Source organism: Shewanella sp. 11B5, assembly GCF_002836795.1.
Classification (GTDB): domain Bacteria; phylum Pseudomonadota; class Gammaproteobacteria; order Enterobacterales; family Shewanellaceae; genus Shewanella; species Shewanella frigidimarina.
The window spans coordinates 1-2,102 of record NZ_PJAP01000666.1 but is presented as its reverse complement, the minus strand read 5'-3'; the positions used below and the strand labels follow the sequence as shown (position 1 = coordinate 2,102).

Here is a 2,102-nt window from a genome sequence, read left to right as displayed (position 1 = left end):
GAAACATACCCTAGGTCAATTTAAAATTGATCCAAATGGGTTTTAATCAGAGGTAATGGAGTAGGAGGGATAAAAGTATGGAACATATTGCAACCCATAATCGGCAGCTGATATTTACTCCAGCGATTCGAATATTTCACTGGTTACGCGCTCTGGCCATTTTGGTATTAGTGATCACCGGATTTTATATCTCGTGGCCATTTTTAGTGGCGCCTGCCAGCACTGATGTACTTGTACAAGGTTGGATCCGGTTTGCGCATATCATTTTTGGATTTGTGCTCACCAGTATCACTTTGGTGCGTTTTTATTTGTTTTTCTTCAGTCGCAACAACATTGAAAGACGTTCGTTTAAAGATGTGCTGAGTGTGAAAAGCTGGATAACACAATTAAAATCCTATTTATGGATGGGTAATTTGCATAAAGCTGGGGTTTACGGACCGTTACAGTTTATGACTTATGTGGCGATTTCGTTTGTTGCCTTGATTGTGTGTATCACAGGCTTAGTGCTGTACGCCAATGTGTACCACTTAGGCTTGGGCGGGTTACTTGGCGATGTATCTGCATGGTTAACAGCACTTTGTGGCGGCTTAGCATCACTTAGAACCTTCCACCATTATTTAACTTGGGCCTTCATTATTTTTGTGGTGATCCATGTGTATATGGCGGTGTGGTCGGGTATTCGTTTTAAACATAATTCAGTCGACTCAATAGTGTCTGGCTATGACTATCACAAAGATCATAAATAAGGTGAATCTATTATTGTGAAAAAAATATTGCTGTTAGGTATAGGCAATGTATTGTACGCCGATGAAGGAGTCGGCGTGCATTTTGTCAATTATATCAAAGAGAAATACCAATTTAGCCACCAAACTGACAGCATAGATATTGTCGACGGTGGCACCTTAGCTCAATGCCTTATTCCGATGATAAGCCAGTACGACCATTTAATTGTGGTCGATACGGTGAACAGTGTTGGCGTGGAGCCTGGTGAAGTGTACTTTTTCGATTTTGATCACGCCCCTGCTGAAATCGATTGGCAAGGTAGTGCTCATGAAGTGGAAATGCTGCAAACACTCAACATGATGGACATTGTGGGTGATAGGCCACACACGTTTGTATTAGGTGTTACCCCTACCGTGATTGAGCCAATGACTTTGGGGCTTACGCCACATTTACATGCCGCCATTCCGCTAATGGAACACGCCTTGTTAACCCATTTAACCGACTTAGGGTTTAGCCAGCAGATTGTGAATGAAATAACGGTTGATCAGGTGATTCCTGACGCTTATAAGCGAGGTTGCTATGTCGATGCATAACATTCGATTTGATTTTGTATGCCAACGCCATGTGCCGTTATATGAGCACTTGTGCAATCAATACCTTGAACGCAGCGAATTTAATATCAGTATTGGTGCTGAATCCGAGCCTCAAACCAGTAAAATACGTTACTTTATTGAGGCCTTTGCTCCTCAAGCGCAGCTTGAATCGTTAGCCGATGACATCGCCAGTGATTTCTTGTTATCTGTTTGGTTGCTTGACACCCACATTCAGCGTATAGAGCAGCACAGCGGGCAGCGAAAACCATTTAACATTAAGCCGCTTCACTCTGGTTTACCGCTGAATTTTTGCCAACATTGCCAGCCAAAATTTGGCGATAATCAACATCCCTCTTTTGGTAATATTAATCTACAATGTCATCATTGTATGGGGCATGAAAAACTCAGTCGTGATGAAAAATCGTTAACTCAGACCGATATCGCCGCAATGGCAAACCGCTTACTCAGCCATAAGTCTCTGCCCTTACCTATTCTTGGGATCACGTTATGGTTAACCCCACCAGCGGCCATATTGTCCTCAACCATACAACCCTCAACCATATCGCAAAATGCAGATGAACAACTGACAAACTCATCACAGACCAATGCGTCAATGACCAAAACAATAAAATATCAACGGCCTCGAATATTAGTCTGTAATCCCAATTCTTTAAACAGTCATTTTATTGTCAATGACAGCCAAGTGTTGGCATTATCTAGCATCGAAAAACCCTTGCTAAGAGTACGACCAAGTAGCGAGCATCCCAGCTTATTAGCGCCGCTGTA

The 2,102-nt window shown here is 42.5% G+C and carries 2 protein-coding genes and 1 pseudogene; all 3 read left to right on the top strand.

Features of this window, described 5'->3' with window-relative positions; genetic code table 11:
* Positions 1 to 77: 77 nt before the first annotated feature.
* Positions 78 to 746, top strand: a complete 669-nt coding sequence (gene cybH / locus CXF78_RS15045; protein ID WP_011637561.1) for a Ni/Fe-hydrogenase, b-type cytochrome subunit — start codon at positions 78 to 80, stop codon at positions 744 to 746.
* Positions 747 to 761: 15 nt separating this feature from the next.
* Positions 762 to 1,316, top strand: a complete 555-nt coding sequence (locus CXF78_RS15040) for a HyaD/HybD family hydrogenase maturation endopeptidase (protein WP_102037255.1) — start codon at positions 762 to 764, stop codon at positions 1,314 to 1,316.
* A pseudogene (locus CXF78_RS15035) lies at positions 1,303 to 2,102 on the top strand (hypothetical protein); the annotation flags it as partial. The gene CXF78_RS15040 and the pseudogene CXF78_RS15035, both read left to right, overlap by 14 nt.